Below are 20,020 nucleotides of genomic sequence, written 5' to 3'. Positions count from 1 at the left end.
CCGCTCGAAATGATAAAATATTTAAATGTCACCTCGAGCGGAGTCGAGAGGTAATTAATATTAATTACTCCTCTAGCAAAGTTTCATTAAAAAGCTTCAAAATTCTCTTGTACTCATCGGTCCAACTGCTTGGTTCTACAAAGCCGTGACCTTCTACAGGATAAACAGCCATTTCCCAATTGTCTTTTTCCAATTCAATTAAACGCTGCGCCAATCTCACCACGTCTTGATAGTGAACGTTTGTATCTACCATTCCATGTGCAATCAATAAATTCCCTTTTAAGCCTTCAGCAAAATAAATAGGAGAAGAGCGTTTGTAGGCTATTGGGTCTTCCACAGGTGTATTTAGAATATTGGATGTGTAGCCATCATTGTAATGTGCCCAATCTGTAACCGATCTTAATGCCGCCCCAGATTTAAAAGTGTCACTTTCGTTGAACATCGCCATCAAGGTGATAAAACCTCCATAACTACCACCATAAATCCCAATATTATCTTGATCTATTCCATGTTCTTCAACTAAAAATTTTGCGCCGTCTACTTGATCAGATAAATCTTTTCCACCCATATGTCTATAGATAGCTGTTCTCCAATCTCTTCCATAACCGGCACTTCCGCGGTAATCCATATCTAAAACAGTATATCCAAGATCTGTCAACAAATTATGAAACATATATTCCCTAAAATATGAAGACCACCAATTATGAGCATTCTGAAGATATCCAGCTCCGTGAACAAAAATTATTGCAGCTCCATTTTTTACATCTTCTTTTGGCTGATATAGTCTGGCTGGAACCATCGCACCATCTTCAGCTTTCACTTTAATTCTACTTGGAATTCTCCAGTTGTAAGTATCAAAAGCTTTGGACTGTCCTTTTGTTAACTGAACTGCTTTAGTATTGGAGCCGGTTCTTTTAAGGTATAACTCCCAAGGCTGATTGCTAGAGGAATATAAAATGGCCATCTGCTTTTCATCTGGAGATAGTGTTACCTGATTATTTCCGGACAGCTCGGTTAATTGTGCCATTTTTCCTCCCATTACAGGCATTTTATAAAAATGACGTTCTCCTGCATCAATTTTAGAAGTAGTTAAAAACCAGTTTTTTCCATCTTTGGATAATTGCGGATCAAACACTTCAAATGTTCCGGAAGTCAATGCAGTTTTCTTTCCGTTTTCAGTATTTAATAGATATAAATGGGAATAGCCCGTTTCTTCAGATTGAAAGTAGATATGTATATTATCTGGCAACCAGCCAAGCGTACCGCCCCCAAATGAATAGCCAACGCCAGGCCCACCAATCCAGGCTTCATCTCTTTGTCTATCTAAATTTTTAAGTGTGCCATTTTCAAAGTCTAACAGGCTAATCCACCTGTCTTTATTATCATGAGATCGCACATTTACGATGGCTTTTTTTCCATTGTCAGAAAAATTAGCTCCCCAAGCAATTACATCTCTGGCAGTTTCTTCCCATTCCTTATCTGGATAATCACTTGTGTAATCGGGAAGGTCTTTAATTCCGGGTAAATCATCAGATTTTACTAAATAAACCGTGTCTCTAGCGAAGTTGTAAATAGCTAGCTCCACCTTCATAATATCATCACCTACTTTAGATCTTGCGTTAAGATCTACGGTATATCCGGATTCATCTACATAATTTGGAACGATAGTTCTCTTATTATCTGCTCTGGTAATAAGATTAAAAGTGGCATATTTTGCATTGCGTGAAAGCTGTAAATTGGTTGCAGATTTCTTTCCGGTATAAAATGTAAAAGCTTCTTTTTTAATCTTATTTTGATAAGCGTCGCTAGAATCGGCTTTTTGCTTTCTTTCTAACACCACGGCCAACAGACCTAAATTATCTTCCTCTAACCATTTTTCTTTTTCAGATGCATCTTTTTCATCTTTACTTTTGTCTTCCCCTTTTTTAATTGAAGTCAGCTTTTTTAAACTTCCATTTTTTAGATCGTAGAGGTATAAATTATCCTCCATTTCAAAAGAGATCAAATCTTCATTATCTTGAAAATTCGGATTCGAAATTGATGCTCCTAGTTCTAATAAAGTTTTAGCTGATTTTTCTTTAGCTGAAAACAACATCAAATTTCCATCTCTGGTAAAAACCTTTTTAGTACGATCTTTATTATAATCTCCACGAGAAGAGATTTTTTGCTGTTGTTCTTGAAAAGAAACTTTTACAATACTTGCTTGTTGAGAAAGCTGAATCTTATAAAGAGAATCTGAAGGATCTTTTTGAAGATTATAATTAAAATAGATTGTTTTACTGTCTTCGCTCCATTGAATATTAGAAGGGAAAGTTCCCATCCATGAAGGATCTTGCATTATTTTTTCTACTGAAAGCTCACTGCTTTGGGCAATTCCGGAAATAGGAATCAGCGAAAAAATAAAGAGAAAAATGAGCGTATTGATTTGGGAGGAACTAATTTGAAATATTCTCATAAACTAAGGGTAAATGCTTCTTAATGAAAGAGCGAATAATAATTACATAAAACTAATTAGCAATATATTAAAAATTCAGAGGAGGTTTATGCCATTGAGCTTGAATTATTTGAGATTAGAGACAGAATTGGAAAATTATTGAATCCTTATGATTATTTTTATGAGAACTAAAAAGCTGCCTCATGACCAATTTAAGTAAGTACATTCGCGAGATTCCCGATTTTCCTAAAGAAGGTATTCGATTTAAGGATATAACTCCGCTTCTACAAGATTCAGATGCGATTAAAGAATCTGTTGCTCAGTTTTTAGCACGTATCGGTGATCAAAAAATTGATAAAGTGGTGGCAATCGAGTCTCGTGGTTTTTTATTTGGGATGCTTTTAGCTGAAAAATTGAATGCAGGATTTGTACCTATTAGAAAACCCGGAAAGTTACCTGCCGACACTTATTCTGAAGTGTATGAATTGGAATACGGAAAAGACACTTTAGAAATTCATACAGATGCAATCAAAAAGGGAGAGCGTATTATTCTGCATGATGATGTGCTTGCAACCGGTGGAACTGCGAAGACTGCCTGTAATTTAGTAAAGAAAATGGGCGGAGAGATCGTGCAATGTAATTTTCTAATCGAGCTCTTATTTTTGAATGGTAGAAATAAACTGAATTCTTACTCTGTTGAATCACTTTTAAAATATTAATTAATCCAACGCCTTTTTAGTAACCCAAAGCTTCCAGCCGAATATTGCCAATTGCACTTTACTTGCCTTTTGAAGATCTAAGCGCTTTTTCGAATAACTAGGCAATACTTTTTTGTTGATTTTATTCAGCGTTTTGTAAAAGTGCTTTTTCATAAAAGAATCGATTGGTTTTCTTCAAAGATATTTAAAATCAGGGAATTGAAGCTGTGAATTCATAAACTCACAAACTTCATTTAAAAAAAGTCGAGACCTTTAAAAGGATCTCGACTTCAATTTAAATTATAGAGAGTAAAATTAATCGTTTCTTTTATCCGCTAAAGCCTGTTTTATATGAGCTAAATGATGATTGCAATGCCAAGCGTATAAAGCAATGGTATCAGCAAGATTCATAGGTTGCTCCTTTTCCGGATGAATATATTGTCTGCTAAGGATGGACTTGTCCATGGATTTTAGCAACTTCGTCCATCTAGCATGTAAACCTTCAATGAGTTTTAGAGAAGATGTAATATCCGGCCCGGTTGCATCAGGCAATACTGCCCATTTAGCTTCGTGATACGTTTTAATAGTTGGAAGCTCTTCCGTAAGGCATAATTTAAATCTTATAAAACTATTCATGTGGCTATCGGCACAGTGGTGTACAACCTGCTGTATCGTCCATCCTTCAGGTCTGTATCTATAATTTAGCTCTGCATCAGAAAGGTAAGGCGTTATTTTGTTTAGTCTATTTGGGAATTGCTCGATATCTGCGATCCATCTTTTTATATCATCATCAGAAATTATTTCCGGCTCACTAAATTTTCCAATTGGATATTTTAATCTTTCTAAATCTAGATCTTTCATTTGCTGCTAATTATTTAGTTGGAGTAGATAATGACACCACCATCTTCTTTTTCTCCAAAATAAATATCGGCAATTCCATCAACATCTGAATAATTTCCGGACACCATTTTTCCGTTATTGGTGCTAAATTTCAAATTTATCTTGCTTATAAGTCCTTTTTCGTTTCTTTCAACTGAATTTAATTCTAACTGGAACTCAGATTTTGCAGCAATGGTTCTTTTAAGATCTTCTAATTCTGCATCTGTAGTACTTGCTTTAATTCGGAACAGACTGTTGTTTTTAGTGTTAATTTCTACCACTCCGTTTTTTCCTTTAGAACCATATTTTTTTATGGCAGAAGCATCTTTAAATACGTAAATATTTTGAATACTATCTGGATCTATATCTGCAGATCGGAAATCTGCATTTTTAACCTTCCCATTAACAATAAAAATAGGATCTCCTTTGCGCTCCCTAGAAATTACTCTTACTTTCTTCCCTAGCTTAGATGCATTATTACGAACACTGTCTAGCACAATTACGCTGTATTTATGTTTAGTACTGTCCTTATCTGTCCATGTAATACGATTTCCATTGTTCGAATTAACATTTATAACTTTAGCGCTTCCACTAGTAGAATCAGATTCGGTTACATAGTAATGAACTTTATTTCCAACGGAAAATGTTCCATTTACATTTTTATTGGATGGTGTTGTGGACATTACCCGCTCTATAGTCACATCGTCTAGATTAGTTTTCCAAACTCTTTTTTTAGGCCTTGCAATAGAACCTATAGCAGCAGAATCAGAATCAGTTATAATTACAAATTCATTTTTGTCATTTGTAGATGCAGGAGACCTAAATTCTATTTTGAAATCTTCAGAAAGACTTATCTCAATATCATCTATAGGAGCATCCCCTTTTTTGTTGAAATTTCCGGAATCACCAGTTTTTTCAATTTTATAATTGATATTAATTCTGGTTAACAAGCCTTCTTTTGAAAACCTCAATTTTTTGAACTGAAGTGCTACTCCATGACTTTCAAATTCCAGAACCATCTCTTCCAATTGCGCTTTTGTTGAATTTTTTGTGATGAGAGCTGAAGCTATTTCGTCTGGATAAAACTGAACATTATCCACAACAACTTTAGAAACTCGTTTTACCTGAGCCTCTGTCTTAACATTAAAAGTGAGCATAAAAGCCAAGAGTAAAGGGAAAATTAAACTCATTTTAGAGATATTGTTACGATTGGAGGATTTTTTGTTTAACATAACTATTCGTTTTTTGATGAAGGATTGATAAAAATGATTGACTAATACGTTTTGATATTGATTTGTTGAAACTTTAACTAACACATGTTGGTATTGCTGGATACATTCGGATACCTGTGCAGTTTCATGATCGGCAATAAATTCCAGATTTTGTTCGACTGCTTTTTTATAAAACCAACTTATTGGATTAAACCATAAAATGGCAGCAAAAAGGTGGGATGCTAGCATGTCTAAAGAATGAAGCTGATTGGCATGTACTTTCTCATGCTGAAGCATAATTAGATACTCCTCTTCTGGAACAGCTTCAGAATTTATAAAGAGATAATTGAAAAATGAGAATGGGCCTGAGGAGTCTTGAGTTTCAATAATCTTAAACTTTCCTTCTTTCTGAATTTTGCTGAAATGGATCATTTTTAAGATCTGAAATATTCTGAAAAGGAACCGAATGATAAAGAAACCTGTGATTATTAAGTAGATGGTTCCCGCGATGCTCCACCAATCCATTTCTTGAGGTATATTTTCCTGACTCACCACGAAGCTAGAATTAAGTGAAGGTTCAGCATAAATTATTTCAGGAGCATTAATAATCACCTTTTTGGTAAAATAAATTGCAGGTAAGATTATAGATGCAAGAATTCCTCCCAGTAAAAATTTTCTATTCGATGTAAACGAAGTGTCATTTTTAAGCAATACAATATAAAGGAGATAAAAGAGACTTATTAAACCTGCACTTTTTAAGATATAGATGAGTAAACTTTCCATTATTTCTCCTTTTTTTCGATTATAGCCAGAATTTCACGTAATTCTTCCGCAGAAATTTTTTCTTCTTTTGCGAAAAATGAAACCATACTTTTATAAGAATTGTCAAAGAATTTTTTGGTAGCCGTATTCATAAATTGTTTTCTGTAAATTTCTTTGGAAACTGCCGGATAATATTGGTGTGTTTTCCCAAAGGCTTTATGTGCTACATAGCCTTTTTCTTCTAGGTTTCTAATTATAGTAGAGACCGTATTATAATGAAGATTTTCATCGGTTAGCTCTGCTTGAACCTCTTTTACGAATGCTTTTTCAAGCTTCCATAAAATGTGCATAATCGCTTCTTCCTTATTGGTTAATTTCTCCATAATGTTTACTTTCTCAAGTTGAAATAAAAGTCAAAACCAAATATAACGATAAAAATAGTTACAAACCTATTTTTGTAGTTTGAAAAATGAATTGTGTCGCACTAAGAACTTTCTTTATCTTCGCAACAAATTGAAATAAATGAGTATACTTTACATATTAATTGGGTTTGTTTTATTGGTTGTAGGAGGGGAGTTTTTAGTGAGATCATCTGTTGCTATTTCTTTCAAATTCAATATTTCTAAAATGATAATCGGATTAACGGTGGTGTCTTTTGCCACGTCTGCTCCGGAGTTGTTGGTGAGTTTGCAAGCTGCTCTAGCTGGGTTTTCGGATATTTCGTTAGGAAATGTAATTGGTTCCAACATCGCAAATATTGGTTTGGTTCTAGGAATTACAGCGATAATCTCTCCTTTAATTATAGACAGAGATTTCTATAAATTCAATTGGCCAATAATGATGTTTTTCTCATTTGCGCTGTATTTCTTCCTTTATACTGAAGGGAATATATCTAGAATAGAAGGAGCCGCTTTATTAATAGGTATCATTATATATGTGCTTTTCTTGATTCAGCGTGCCAGAAAAAACCGAATTTTAGTAGAAGGCGTAGATGATTCTTTGGAAGCTGTTTCCGGTATTAAAATAATAATTTGGTTAATAATTGGAGGGGTTGCACTATACGGAGGATCCGAGTTATTAGTGAGCGGTGCCGTAGATCTAGCCCAAATGATTGGCGTAAGCGAGCGAGTGATCTCTGTAAGTATTATCGCTGTTGGAACGAGTGTTCCCGAGTTGGCTGCTTCAGTAATTGCAGCGTTAAAGAAAGAAAAGGCGATCTCCCTTGGGAATTTAATAGGATCCAATATATTTAATATAGCCTCGGTTCTGGGGATAACAGCACTTATTCAGCCAATATATTTAAAGTCTGAAGAATTACTTACAAACGATATCTTTTGGATGATAGGTTTCTCTTTTGTCTTAATTCCTCTAGCTTTTCTCCCGAAGAGATTCAGTATCTCTAGATATAAAGGGATTATTCTATTTGTTGCCTATGTTATCTTTATAGGATTGGCTTTCATAAAATAATTGAGGGGTCAAATCCTAATAAAAGTTAAATTTTTGTTTTTTACCCCTTAAATTTAAGGGGTGTAATCTTAAAATGTATATTTTTGTCGCTTAATTTTAAAATTTAAACGATATCATATGGCAACTTTAAGATTTCAGGCTTTAAAAGAGACATTAAATAGAAAACCAGTGAAGATTGACGAGACCGATCGTAGATCTGAACTTTTTGGAAAAAATGTTTTTAATGAAACAGTGATGAGACAATTCCTTACAAAGGAGGCTTATCAGAGTGTTAAAGATGCCACACTAAAAGGAACAAAAATTAGTAGAGTTGTAGCCGATCATATTTCTACAGGTATGAAAGAATGGGCTATTTCTAAAGGGGTTACTCATTACACGCATTGGTTTCAGCCGTTAACAGGTGCCACTGCTGAAAAGCATGATGCATTTTTTGAAACCATCGGTGATGGCCTGGCAATCGAAAAATTTGGAGGAACACAATTGGTTCAGCAAGAGCCTGATGCTTCCAGTTTTCCGCACGGAGGAATTAGAAATACTTTTGAAGCAAGAGGCTATACTGCTTGGGATCCTACATCTCCGGCATTTATATATGGTACTACTTTATGTATTCCAACAGTGTATGTTTCGTATACAGGAGAAGCATTAGATTTTAAAACACCACTTTTAAGAGCTTTACAATCGGTAGATGCTGCTGCAACTTCTGTTTGTAAATACTTTGATAAGAATGTATCCAAAGTTGTTGCTACACTTGGATGGGAGCAGGAATATTTTTTAATAGATTCAGCATTATATGCATCCAGGCCAGATTTACAACTTTCTGGAAGAACTTTGTTAGGACATTCTCCTGCAAAAGGTCAACAATTGGACGATCATTATTTTGGATCTATTCCAAGTAGAGCCTTGGCATATATGAGGGATTTGGAGATAGAATGTATGTTGTTGGGAATTCCTGTAAAGACAAGGCATAATGAGGTTGCACCTAACCAGTTTGAGCTAGCGCCTATTTTTGAAGAAGCTAACTTGGCGGTAGATCATAACTCCTTACTAATGGATCTTATGGATAAGGTTGCGGAAAGACACAATTTTAAAGTATTGTTCCATGAAAAACCATTTAAAGGAATTAACGGAAGTGGGAAACATAATAACTGGTCTCTAAGTACAGATACTGGAACTAATTTATTGAGTCCTGGAAGTACTCCAATGAAGAACCTTCAGTTTTTAACGTTTTTCATCAATACTATTAAAGCAGTTCACGATCATGAAGAGTTGTTAAGGGCTACTATTGCTAGTGCCTCAAATGATCATAGATTAGGAGCTAACGAAGCTCCACCGGCAATTATTTCAGCATTTATAGGAAGTCAATTGACAGATGTTTTAAATGAACTTGAAAAAGTTACTGATGGAAAATTATCTCCTCAGGAAAAAACAGACCTTAAATTGAATGTTGTTGGGAAGATTCCTGAAATTTTATTGGATAATACAGATAGAAACAGAACATCTCCTTTCGCCTTTACAGGAAATAAATTTGAATTTAGAGCAGTAGGTTCTACAGCAAACTGTGCGAATGCAATGACTGTTTTAAATACGATTGTTGCAAAACAACTTAAAGATTTCAAGAAGAGCGTAGATGCTTGGTGAAAGACGGAGGTATGAAGAAGGATGATGCGATCTTTAATGTATTAAGAGATTATATCAAGAAGTCTAAGAAGATTAGATTTGAAGGTGATGGATATGGAGATGCTTGGCAAGATGAAGCTAAAAAACGTGGCTTAAGTAATAACAAAACTACTCCACAGGCTTTAAAAGCAAAGGTTTCTAAGCAAACGATAGATTTGTACAAGGAGATGAAAGTGATGAACAAGAGGGAAGTAGAAGCTCGTCACGAAATTGAATTGGAAGATTATTCTATGAGAATCCAGATAGAAGGAAGAATTCTAGGTGATATCGCTAGAAATCATGTAATTCCAACTTGTATTCGTTATCAAAATGTTTTAATTGAAAACGTACGTGGATTAAAGGAAATCTTCGAAAAGGACTTCAAAAAACACTCGAAAGAACAAATAGGGATTATCGAAGCAATTTCAGGACATATAGAGCAGATAAATGCCGATATAAATAAAATGGTAGATGCTCGTAAAAAGGCAAATGTTATTGAGGACGCAGAAGAAAGAGCGTTTGCTTATTGCGATAACGTAAAACCATATTTTGAAACAATAAGATACCATTGTGATAAATTAGAGTTGTTGGTAGATGATGAAATCTGGCCACTAACTAAATACAGAGAGCTATTGTTTACACGATAGAAGTAAAATAATTCTTTATTAAGCAAAAACCCACATCCTCGGATGTGGGTTTTTTTTTCTCTAGTTAATTTTTTTGTGCGCTTTTTTGTTCATAATGCATAATGTATGTAAAAATCTTGATAAAACCTTTATTTTGTTAAGTCTTTGATTATTAATAATTTAGGATATTTTGGCAAAAAATATAGAATCACTTAATATTAAATTTAACATAAAATTAACAAATCAAGCATCGGCGTTTATTTTTGTTAATTAACATAATTTAATGATTAAAAATCATAGTAGGGGAATTTACCTATAAGATAATTCTTACAATTTATCGAAAATTAAAATCCTGATAAATGTCAGATTTTGTCTATTTCGTATATAATTCGCAAATTTGATTTGTTATATACTATCAATTAAATAATTGTTTAGGTATTTCGCATTTTTTAAAGAATGTATTTTTTGTTTTTTTCAGAATTTGCAAATCTGAATCTAAGCGATGATCATTCCAATTAATAATTTCTCATAACAGTTCCCCAAAAACTGTCCAGTAATTTAAATTTTTGATCGAGCGGATTTAATATTTTTTTAACAAGAAAATTATACGGTTTATGAAAGTTTTATAATTAGTATGTTTTTTCTAAATGAAATATTTTACTCCACAATCGCTAGTAATTGACACCGAATTTTTTACCCTACTATTTTAAAGTTACAAATTACCCCACAAATTTTTAAAAATGTTATGACGTGCGTAAAATTAAAGCACCCATAAGTTAAGTTTAATCAATATTAACAAGTAAATCCAAGTATTATGAAAAAAATTATTCTAAGTGCAGCAGCATTAATGTGTGGGGCGGTTATGTTAGGGCAAACACCTCCAGCTCCTTCAACAGTTCCTAACAGTTCTGGAGATCCAACTGCAAACAAGGCACAAACAGATCAATCTGGGGACGATCATATTGTGAAAGTTAGACAAATTGGTAAAAAAAACTCTGCAAAAGCGACTCAAACAGATGAAGAAAATCAAGCATTACTTGAGCAATACGGTTATAAAAACAGGGCAGAAACCAGACAAGACGGCGAAGATAATGAGGCACACACGTATCAACTTTCTGGGTTCAATAAGGCTCGGATAGACCAAGGCCAGCAAGATGGGTCTAGTGAAGATAATAAAGCTTTAATTAAGCAAGGTGATACTGAACACGAATTGGATGGATATGGGAGCTTTAATAAAGCATATATCAATCAAGATGGTGATGATAACCAAGCTAAAACAGAACAGCTTAACGATAATAATGAAGCGTGGACAGATCAAGATGGGGATAATAACAAAGCCCAAATTAAACAAACATCCTATTTTGCTTCAAGTTTTTTCTTTCTTGACGATGAAGGACAGTATGCAAAAGTTGTACAAAATGGAGACGATAATAAATCTAAGGTTTATCAGAACGGAAAAGGGGTTCGAAATAATGCCTATACAACTCAAACCGGAGATCATAACGTAGCAGTACAAGATCAGTGGAACTCAGATTTTAATAATGATGGAGACGATCAGAACACGGCTAGAATAAAGCAAGGTCAAGATAACGGATCGTTTGATGCTAATTATGCAAGTGCTTACCAAAAGCAAAGAGGGGCTGGCAACGATGCCTTAATTAGACAAAGAGGTGGAGATAGTGGTTCAGAGAATATGGCTATTCAAAAGCAAAAAGGTAGAGACAATGATGCAAACATTACACAAACTATTAATAATAGTGGTTCTCAAGATAATTATGCATACCAAAAGCAATATGGAGATGATAATGATGCAGATCTAACTCAGGATGGAAAAGGAAACAAAGGTTTTCAACGTCAATTTGGAGATGATAACGATGCAGATTTAACTCAAACTGGTGATGGAAATAAAGCACACCAAAAGCAATGGGGAGACGATAACGTAGTGAATTCATTGCAAAATGGTGACGACAATAACCTTTATACGTACCAAATAGGTGATGATAACTGGGCTAATACTGTACAGTTACAGGATGATAACTCTGCTTTAGTTGTTCAATATCATGGACAAAGCGCAGATGTTTTTCAAGACGGGGATGGTAATAGTGCACATATTTTCCAGGCAAGTCCTTATTCTTTCACTGCTTTCGCTCCAGAAACTTGTTATTTCCCAAGTATGGAAGCTATAGACTGTCCAGATTTTGATCTTCCGGAATTAGATCTTCCAGAGGTTTGTCAAGATTGTGACTAAATTCTTAAAAAAAATGGAAGGGTTTTTCCCTTCCATTTTTTTTTATATTTAAAAAAATGTTAATTTAGATAGGTACTTATGAAAAAAACTACATTAAATATAGGTATTTTGTTGATTTTGCTTTTGGCATTTAGTCAATTCGCAAATGCTCAAACCTATGTAAATTCTAGGGAAAGTTCACAAGAAGAACTGTTACTGAAAAATGATAATTTAACTCAAGCAGCACTTAATGGGTTAGGAATTTTTAATGGCGCAAATTCAAGAAATCTTGAAATTACAGGTAATGAAGTATTTCTAAGACAAATTGGAGATTTTAATCAGGTAGATATAAATACAGTTACAAATTCTAGTGAAATTGTAATAAGGCAGCGTGGTGACAGTAATTGGGCGACTGTAGATTATGAGGTAAATACTGCTATTGCAAATTTTGTTCAAAATGGTGATTATAACACAATTCGCGATTATGTAATTAGTCCAGAAGCAGATATTTCTTTAGAGCTTAAACAAGAAGGGAATGGTAAATATTTTGAAAGAAATGGAATAAACGAACTTACAAAATCTCTAAAATTTACTCAAACCAACGCAACGCCTATATTGATAATAAACAGTTATAAATGATTATTCTCTAACTTATGATAGCTAGTATGGTAAATAATAAAAAACTTGTCTTTGTACTGGTTTTTGTTTTTTATAGCATCACGGGATTTTCTCAATTCTATAATAAGGAAGTGGTTGCCGATATAAAAGTAGAAGATAAAGGAGAATTTTTAACCTTTAGTGCAACTGCTGAGAACATAACCGCAACCGATTATAACCTTAGGTATGAATTTTTTTTTAATAAAAAAAAGATCCTAATAATAATTCTTCTAGAACTAATCAAGGAAATCGATTTTTTTTAGAGGGATTTAAAAAAGTGATATTATCTAGTACTACAGTAAATAAGAGCGAAGAAGGTACTATAACAGTAATTTTATTGATTTTTGATGAGGATGATAAGCCTATTGGAAAGGATAGGATAGAGCTCGTAAACGATCTAGAGTCTATTAAAGAGGTAATAACCGAAGAGAGTATAATAGCACCAGCGTCTAAAGATGAAGCAAAACCTCAGGATGGATTTCAAATTAACGGACTTGTAATTGAAAATACAATGACCAAAGTGGGTAGAGATTTTTTTAGAAATTTTTATTCAGAATATTTCAACAAGCAAATTATTTCCCCAAAAAATATAGAAATAGATGAAATTCCCGGGAGAGGACGTATTACTAGAATATCAGTAAAAGTAGGGCAACAAGTTCTAATTAGTTTCTTTGCCAGACCAAATAAAGATTATCTAAAACAAATGGCATCTGTATCTATACAAAGAACAATTGCGTATATTCAACAGTTAGAAAAACAGGGAAATAATTTTAAATATTACTAGATGAAGCTAAAACTACTACTACTTACATGCTTGCTTTTTTTTTGGTTTTCAGGCTAATGCCCAACAATTTAGTTATGAACCTACCAATCCTGCATTTGGAGGAAGTTACCTAAATTATGGATGGCTCTTGAGTTCTGCATCTGCCCAAAATTCTTTAAAGGCTCGAGTTGATCCTAGAGAGCAACAATCTGAATTGGATAGATTGGGGCAAGATATAAACAGGCAAATTCTTAGCCAAATATCGAGAACTTTATTACAACAACAACTGGAGAGCTTTGGTTCTTTCGATCAAGAAGGGACTTTTACTTATGGCACTCTAACTTTAGAGATTTATCGAACCCTTGAGGGTTTAGTGATAAATATTCTAGATACAACCACTGGTGAAGAAACCCAAATTATTGTCCCAAATTAATTAAACTTACTACATGAATAAACTCTACAAAGTGCTTTCTATTACAGGAATACTATGTTTTTACTCTTGCGGCACCTATTTTAATCAACCTTTTACTGCAAGTCCGTCCAGAACGGGCGAATTTAGTGCTTCCTCTAAGAATTTATTGGATTTACCATCAGCGCAAGACCCTGTTGAAGTTGCCGTATATAATTTTAGTGATCAAACCGGTCAATATAAGGCAATAGAAAATGGTTCAACTTTTAGTACGGCTGTTACCCAAGGTGGTACAACTATGTTAATAAAAGCCCTGGAAGATTCAGGCTGGTTTATTCCAATAGAAAGAGAAAGTCTTAATAATCTCTCTACAGAGCGAAATATAATTAGGAACACTAAGCAAGAATATATTAAAAACCTGAATCCTAACGAACCACCATTACCACCACTTTTATATGCAGGCTTGCTTTTAGAGGGAGGTATTATTTCTTACGATACAAATATTGTAACAGGAGGTCTGGGAGCTCGATATTTTGGAATTGGTGGATCTGCAAAGTATAGGCAGGATAGAATAACAGTTTATCTAAGAGCTGTATCTACAAGTAATGGAGAGATTCTTAAAACTGTTTATGTTTCTAAAACTATTCTTTCTCAAGCATTGGATGCAAGTTTTTTTAGGTTTGTAAAATTTCAGCGATTGTTGGAGGCTGAAACTGGAATAACCCAAAATGAACCTGTACAGTTAGCCGTGAAAGATGCTATAGAAAAAGCGGTTCGCGATCTTATAATTGAAGGTGTAAAAGAGAAATATTGGTCGGCACAGGGTGGGGCAGAGGTTAATGAAAAGCTAGTGGCAGATTACCAAGAGGAAAAATCACAAGACGAAGCTACGGGTTTATATGAACGGATCTTTGTGGATAGACCGTATAAGAATCAATTTAGCTTTTCGGGCGGAGTTTCTTTAATTGATGGAGATTATGCGGTAAATAACCCAGACTTTTTGGCGAGAATAGAATACCAAAGAAGTTTATCTTCTCATTTAAATATTGGTACTGCTTTAAGCGTTTTTAAGTTGAATAATGGAAATGCATTTACGAGCACTTTTGCTAGTCTCGATTTAAATACTCAAATAGAAATTTTACCAAAAGACGATTTTAGTCCGTATGTATATGGCGGGCCAGGAATAGCACTAGAATTAGGTGAGCCTGAAATTGGGAATGGAGAGGATAATTTAAGTAGTACCTTTTTTAAATTTCAATATGGTGTAGGTTTGCAATATTTTGTTTCACCTAAAATTGGATTTAAACTCTTTGCAGAGCATAATATTTTATTAAATGATGAAATTGATAATCTAGTAAATGGAAAAAGAGATGATTATTATTTCAATATAGGAATTGGTTTTAATTATTATTTTGGTTTAACAGAACCTAAAACTTCAATTAAATAATATGAAAAAGTATATATATATATTATTAGCTGTCATGCTAATTGTGGTAATTGGATGTAACGAAGATACTGTTGGGAACGATTTAAAGGGCTCCATCTCTGGTACAGTAACTAGTGAGAGTACAGGTGAGCCTCTAGAGAATATAGAGATATCTACAAGTCCGGCATCTACAACGATTCTTACTGATGAAAATGGAGAATTTGTTTTGGAAAATGTTATTGTAAATCAATATTCCGTAAAAGCAGAAAGTGAAGATTACGTAACTGCATTCGAATCGGTGACTGTTAATGCAGATGCAACCTCAAATGTGATTTTTAAATTGGTTATTTCTTCAGCAAATAACAGGCAACCATCTGCTCCGGTCGCAATTGCGCCGGTCGATAATGCTTCGATAGCAGATTTAAATGTGGGTTTTGCCTGGAATTCAATAGATCCTGATGGGGATGACCTAACCTACGAGCTAAATATTAGAAATGATCGTGATGAAGAGGTTTTAAAATTTAGTAACATTCAGGATACTACTTATACTGTTTCAGATCTTAAATATGGATATAAATATTTTTGGCAAGTCGCAGTTTCCGATAGTATAAACGATTCTGTACTTAGCCAGGTCTATTCGTTTAAGGTGGCGGAGTTCCCAGATAATAGTTACTATTTTGTTAGAGAAATAGACAATAATAATGTGATATTTTCTTCAAATGAAAAAGGAGTAGAAGTAAGACTGACAGATCTAAACAGGAATAGCTTTAGGCCTAGAAAAAATAACTCTATTAATAGAGTGGCATTTTTAAGAATAGTGGGTTCTTCAACTCAATTGTTTACAATGAAACCTGATGGCTCTGATGTTTTTCAAGTTACTTCAAGTATTCCTGTAAATAGCATTAACAATAAAAGAGTTGGATATTCATGGTCTAATGATGGCTCATTTTTACTTTATCCAAGTCTAGATAAATTGTACAAAATAAGTGCAACTGGCGAGGGTAAAGAAATAATATATGATGCACCAGAAGGACGTTTTATAATGAATACCACCGTAAGTGCCGATAATTCTATAATAGTGCTCCATACCACTGATGTGAATGGTTATAATGCTGAAATTTTCACAATCGATTTTAGTGGGACTAGAAAAAAGACTTTAGTAAGTAATGTTCTAGGTAGTTTAGGAGGTTTAGATATTAATATCACGAATAACTTAGTGTTGTATACACGTGATGTCTCTGGTTTTGAAAGCGCTGAGGATAGAGAGTTAAACACGAAAATGTTCATTTATAATCTTCAAAATGATACTCAAGTTAGTTTGAGTGGAGGAAAAGATAACGGTACAAATGATACAGATCCTAGATTTTCTCCAGATGAAGCTGGTGTTATTTTCGTGAATTCTTCAAATGCTATAGACTCTAACAAAGCAATATATACTTTGAGGTTTGATGAAAACCTATCTGTAAGTCAGGATCGAACAATTTTAATTGATAACGCCTTTATGCCAGATTGGGAATAAAAAAATTACCTTTTGAAGAATAAAAAAGCGACACTTTTAAAGTGTCGCTTTTTGGTTTTATTAGCAATACATTCTATGTATCTTTGAAATCTCATAAAAATTAGTGATTCATGAGTCAGGAAATAAGTAAAAGATATGCCGGAAGAGGTGTTTCTGCAGGAAAAGAAGATGTACATAATGCTATTAAAAATGTAGATAAGGGATTATTCCCGCAGGCTTTCTGTAAAATTGTTCCAGATTATCTTACTGGCGATGAGGATTACTGCTTAATTATGCACGCCGACGGGGCAGGGACTAAATCTTCTTTGGCTTACATGTATTGGAAAGAAACAGGAGATCTATCTGTATGGAAAGGCATCGCCCAAGACGCACTTATCATGAATATCGATGATTTACTTTGTGTGGGAGCAGTAGATAATATCATGCTTTCTTCTACAATTGGAAGAAATAAAAACCGTATTCCGGGAGAAGTGATTTCAGCAATAATCAATGGAACCGAAGAATTACTTGAAGACCTTAAAGGTTTTGGAGTAGAAATTCATTCTACCGGTGGGGAAACTGCAGATGTGGGAGATCTTGTTAGAACGATAATTGTAGATTCTACAGTTACGGCAAGAATGAAGAAAAAGGATGTAATAAATAATGAAAATATTAAGCCGGGAGATGTTATCGTTGGATTGGCTTCTTTTGGGCAAGCATCGTATGAAAAAGAATACAACGGAGGAATGGGAAGTAACGGACTTACTTCAGCACGTCATGATGTATTCTCTAAAGTTCTAGCTGAAAAATACCCTGAAAGTTTTGATAGTAGTATTCCTGAAGAGCTTATTTATTCCGGTTCTAAAACTTTAACTGAAGATGTAAAGGATTCACCTATAAATGCAGGGAAATTAGTGTTATCTCCCACACGAACGTACGCGCCTATTATTAAAAAAATTCTTTCAAAATATACAAATTCGGATATTCACGGAATGGTACATTGTAGTGGGGGAGCACAAACGAAAATTCTTCATTTTATAAATAATCTTCATATTATTAAGGATAATTTATTTGAGGCACCTCCCTTATTTAAGTTAATTCAACAGGAAAGTAAAACCGATTGGAAGGAAATGTATCAGGTGTTTAATATGGGGCATAGAATGGAGCTTTACGTGAACGAGGCAATTGCTGAAGACATTATTTCTATTTCAAAATCTTTTAATGTAGATGCTAAAATCATTGGAAGAGTTGAATCTTCAGACACTAAAAATCTTACAATAAAAAGTGAATTTGGTGAATTCAACTACAAATAGTAGCTGTTTATCGGTTTGATAATAGCTCTCTAAATTATTTAATCTAAATTTAGAGAGCTGATATTTGAAGTGAGAAAAAAGTGTTCGCTCGGATTTTTGCTTAATCTATTATATGAAACCCTTCAAATATTTTTTACCTCTTTTCACAATAGCTATGATCATTGTTAACCTTTGGTCCATGCTGTATTTAGAGAATAATATTTATGTATGGGTGTTATTTGGAATTATGATTAGCTTCTTTTTGCTTTTTATAAGTCCGTGGTATTATAATAAACGTGGCCTTCTTATTTTTGGCTTGTTTTTAATTTCTGATGCTGTTCTTATATTTTTTGAGGATCCCATTTTTAATGCTTTGATGTTCCTTGTGAAAACTGCCTCATACATAGTGCTAGTTGGATGGTAATAAATAAGTTGAAAAACCTTATTACGAATTTATTTCAGAAAATGGTTTTTACAATAGCGGTTCTCCTAAATATTTTTCTATTATACAGCTTAGTAGAAATGATGCCTGCTGGTAAATATTCGTTATTCTTCGATTTCTTATTTTATGTATATGGATTATCCATAATTATTTGCGTTACTACGGCAGTATCATACAGTAATAGATATGCAAGCAAGCCATCTATTTTCTTTTTAACAGCTGTTCTTTGTTTAGTTTTTTCAGATCTCACCTATTTTATAGGATTCATTCTAGATTTTTCTGAATTCTTTTTTGCAGATAGGATATTTAATATTTTGGGAATCGGAGCCCTAATTCATTTTCTGAATTTAAATAGACTAGAAAGTAAAGATAGTGGGAGCCATCTGGATCAAGTGCAAGCTTAAAAATTAAGTGAATGTAGACATCCGCATAATAGTTCATTTTAGTAGATGGGTGTAAATGGAAATCCTTCATTTTATATAGAACTTTTATACTATTCCAATTATAATATCCTTTAATCTCAGTATTAAGATCATTAGAATAGTGCAATCTTCAGACACTAAAAAGCTTACAATAAAAAGTGAATTTGGATAGTTTGACTATTAATATTTAAACATTTTATTAAGAATCCCTATAATTATTTAATATATATTTAGAAAGCCAATAATTCAACTGCATTAAAGTGCGATTGAATCTTTTGCTGAAATTATATATGAAACCCTACAAGTACTTTCTACCAGTCTTTACCCTCGTGCTAATTATAGTTAACCTTTGGGTTATGATTAATTTGGATGAGATGGTAAATCGATGGGTGCGTTTTGCATCCATGCTCATGTTTTTCTTGTTGTTTATCTCACCTTTATACTTCAATAAGCGCGGGCTTCTAATTTTTGTATTGCTCCTAATTTCAGATGGCTTGCTTATAAATTATGAAAATCCAGTTTTTAATGCACTTATTTTTATAACTCGTGCAGCGATCTTTCTGGCTTTAATCCAAATAGTTTTGGTGCGATTAAGAGAACTGCAAACCAATTTATTTCAGAAGATTGTTTTTTCAATTGCAATAGGATTAAATATATTCTTGCTGTATACATTAGTTGGAATGGTTCCTCCCGATCAATCCTATACTTTCTTCGATGTTTTGTTTTATTTCTACGGGGTTTCGGTGATAATGTGCGTTTCGGCAGCAGTTTCTTTTAGTAACAGATTTGCTAATAAGGCTTCCATATTCTTTTTAGGTGCTGTCTTAAGTTTGGTCCTTTCCGACCTCACATACTTTATTGCATTCAATCTCGGGTTTTCAGAATTCTTTTTAGTAGACAGAGTTTTTAATATTGTAGGAATCGCATTATTACTCCAATTTATGTTTTTGGAAAGATTAGAAAATAAAGATATTAGAAATCACCTCGAAGAAAGAAGTGCTTAAGGTTTAATAGTATAAATCAAGTTTTATTTATTTAACAAGCATTGGATTGTCCGTTTGCCTTTAAAAGACTACTTTAATTTCAGATTTAAGAAATTATCTGTGAGATAATATTAATTTTGTCGCGAATTGCTCATTTTCACTTTCAAT

At 33.6% G+C, this 20,020-nt stretch carries 16 protein-coding genes and 2 pseudogenes; 13 read left to right on the top strand and 5 right to left on the bottom strand.

Features of this window, described 5'->3' with window-relative positions:
- Positions 1–64: 64 nt before the first annotated feature.
- A complete protein-coding gene (locus ON07_RS05570) occupies positions 65–2,455 on the bottom strand; it encodes a S9 family peptidase (RefSeq protein WP_010228882.1) in 2,391 nt (796 codons plus the stop codon).
- Between the two features lie 182 nt (positions 2,456–2,637).
- Here ON07_RS05570 and ON07_RS05565 point away from each other — a divergent pair, with 182 nt between their 5' ends.
- Positions 2,638–3,153 (top strand): adenine phosphoribosyltransferase, encoded by a 516-nt coding sequence (locus ON07_RS05565; protein WP_010228881.1) that lies wholly within the window; start codon positions 2,638–2,640, stop codon positions 3,151–3,153.
- Here ON07_RS05565 and ON07_RS05560 read toward each other — a convergent pair whose 3' ends face one another.
- The 4 genes from ON07_RS05560 to ON07_RS05545 all read right to left on the bottom strand — a co-directional run bounded on the left by ON07_RS05560 (position 3,154) and on the right by ON07_RS05545 (position 6,367).
- Complete coding sequence (locus tag ON07_RS05560) at positions 3,154–3,306, bottom strand: hypothetical protein (RefSeq protein ID WP_010228880.1); 153 nt, start codon at positions 3,304–3,306, stop codon at positions 3,154–3,156. It abuts the gene before it with no gap.
- A 141-nt stretch (positions 3,307–3,447) separates the two neighbouring features.
- Entirely contained in the window at positions 3,448–3,993 is a 546-nt protein-coding gene (locus ON07_RS05555; RefSeq protein WP_010228879.1) for a YfiT family bacillithiol transferase, read from the bottom strand.
- Between the two features lie 14 nt (positions 3,994–4,007).
- On the bottom strand, positions 4,008–6,005 hold the full coding sequence (locus ON07_RS15890; RefSeq protein WP_010228877.1) for a M56 family metallopeptidase: 1,998 nt from the start codon (positions 6,003–6,005) through the stop codon (positions 4,008–4,010).
- Positions 6,005–6,367: a BlaI/MecI/CopY family transcriptional regulator gene (locus ON07_RS05545; RefSeq protein WP_010228875.1), complete on the bottom strand. Its 363-nt coding sequence runs from the start codon at positions 6,365–6,367 to the stop codon at positions 6,005–6,007. The genes ON07_RS15890 and ON07_RS05545 overlap by 1 nt, the downstream gene beginning before the upstream one ends.
- A 139-nt stretch (positions 6,368–6,506) precedes the next feature.
- Here ON07_RS05545 and ON07_RS05540 point away from each other — a divergent pair, with 139 nt between their 5' ends.
- The 12 genes and pseudogenes from ON07_RS05540 to ON07_RS05480 all read left to right on the top strand — a co-directional run bounded on the left by ON07_RS05540 (position 6,507) and on the right by ON07_RS05480 (position 19,873).
- A complete protein-coding gene (locus tag ON07_RS05540; protein ID WP_010228873.1) occupies positions 6,507–7,451 on the top strand; it encodes a calcium/sodium antiporter in 945 nt (314 codons plus the stop codon).
- Between the two features lie 117 nt (positions 7,452–7,568).
- A pseudogene (locus ON07_RS14640) lies at positions 7,569–9,754 on the top strand (glutamine synthetase III family protein).
- Between the two features lie 793 nt (positions 9,755–10,547).
- A complete protein-coding gene (locus tag ON07_RS05530; RefSeq protein WP_010228871.1) occupies positions 10,548–11,981 on the top strand; it encodes a curlin associated repeat-containing protein in 1,434 nt (477 codons plus the stop codon).
- Positions 11,982–12,059: 78 nt separating this feature from the next.
- Entirely contained in the window at positions 12,060–12,599 is a 540-nt protein-coding gene (locus ON07_RS05525; protein WP_010228869.1) for a hypothetical protein, read from the top strand.
- Positions 12,600–12,625: 26 nt separating this feature from the next.
- Positions 12,626–12,880: a hypothetical protein gene (locus ON07_RS05520; protein WP_155807145.1), complete on the top strand. Its 255-nt coding sequence runs from the start codon at positions 12,626–12,628 to the stop codon at positions 12,878–12,880.
- 14 nt (positions 12,881–12,894) lie between these two features.
- Positions 12,895–13,401 (top strand): CsgE family curli-type amyloid fiber assembly protein, encoded by a 507-nt coding sequence (locus tag ON07_RS05515; RefSeq protein ID WP_029331555.1) that lies wholly within the window; start codon positions 12,895–12,897, stop codon positions 13,399–13,401.
- A gap of 109 nt (positions 13,402–13,510) precedes the next feature.
- Positions 13,511–13,813 (top strand): annotated as a pseudogene (locus tag ON07_RS05510) (curli assembly protein CsgF); the annotation flags it as partial.
- A gap of 13 nt (positions 13,814–13,826) precedes the next feature.
- Positions 13,827–15,236 (top strand): CsgG/HfaB family protein, encoded by a 1,410-nt coding sequence (locus ON07_RS05505; RefSeq protein WP_010228865.1) that lies wholly within the window; start codon positions 13,827–13,829, stop codon positions 15,234–15,236.
- 1 nt (position 15,237) lies between these two features.
- Positions 15,238–16,734, top strand: a complete 1,497-nt coding sequence (locus ON07_RS05500) for a carboxypeptidase regulatory-like domain-containing protein (RefSeq protein WP_010228862.1) — start codon at positions 15,238–15,240, stop codon at positions 16,732–16,734.
- Between the two features lie 110 nt (positions 16,735–16,844).
- The gene (locus ON07_RS05495) at positions 16,845–18,026 is read left to right on the top strand and encodes an AIR synthase related protein (protein WP_010228860.1); all 1,182 of its coding nucleotides are present in this window, start codon (positions 16,845–16,847) and stop codon (positions 18,024–18,026) included.
- Between the two features lie 396 nt (positions 18,027–18,422).
- On the top strand, positions 18,423–18,851 hold the full coding sequence (locus ON07_RS05485; RefSeq protein ID WP_010228857.1) for a hypothetical protein: 429 nt from the start codon (positions 18,423–18,425) through the stop codon (positions 18,849–18,851).
- A gap of 374 nt (positions 18,852–19,225) precedes the next feature.
- Positions 19,226–19,873 (top strand): hypothetical protein, encoded by a 648-nt coding sequence (locus ON07_RS05480; RefSeq protein WP_010228855.1) that lies wholly within the window; start codon positions 19,226–19,228, stop codon positions 19,871–19,873.
- Positions 19,874–20,020 lie beyond the last annotated feature (147 nt).

This window comes from Gillisia marina (genome assembly GCF_000258765.1).
Lineage (GTDB): Bacteria > Bacteroidota > Bacteroidia > Flavobacteriales > Flavobacteriaceae > Gillisia > Gillisia marina.
This window is presented reverse-complemented; position numbering and strand designations above follow the sequence as displayed.